The following is a 514-nucleotide window of genomic DNA, read 5'->3' on the forward strand; positions in this document are numbered from 1 at the left end:
TTTTTGACTTTTTTAGCCCATACAAATGTGTATTTGTTAGCAACACTTTCAATTTTTGTCCCATCGGTGTAGGCAACAGTAAGATCAAGCTGATCTTGATCGATAAGAAATTTAACAATTTTGAAAAATACCTTTTTGATATGTGGCTTCAATTTCCCACTGCGAAAACGGCTTAATGTATTGTGATCAGGTGTTTGCATACCAGAAAGCCACATTCCATGGATATTTTCCTTTAAAAAGGTCTCTAATTTTCTTGTTGAATAAATATTGTTTAGGTAAGCATAGATCCATACTTTTAACATCATTTTCGGATGATAAGCACTAGCTCCATTGGATGAGTAATCGGTGATTAAAAGGGAAAGATCTAAATTATCTATAATATCACTCACAAAACGCACGGGATGATATTGATCTATCATTGATGAAAGATTGGTAGGAAATAAGAGCGTTTGGTGTTGATCGTAAGACTTAAATGTTTTCTTAGAGTTTGCCATACTTCTAAGATACAAAAAAA

The 514-nt window shown here is 32.9% G+C and carries 1 protein-coding gene; it reads right to left on the reverse strand.

Translation table 11 applies throughout. The annotated features are described in order from the left end of the window. Window positions 1-494, reverse strand: a 494-nt coding sequence (locus tag PL77_RS29925; protein ID WP_044213765.1) for a transposase, incomplete at its 3' end; no start/stop codon positions are given. Window positions 495-514 lie beyond the last annotated feature (20 nt).

The sequence above is a fragment of the Flammeovirga sp. OC4 genome, from assembly GCF_000812565.1.
Lineage (GTDB): Bacteria > Bacteroidota > Bacteroidia > Cytophagales > Flammeovirgaceae > Flammeovirga.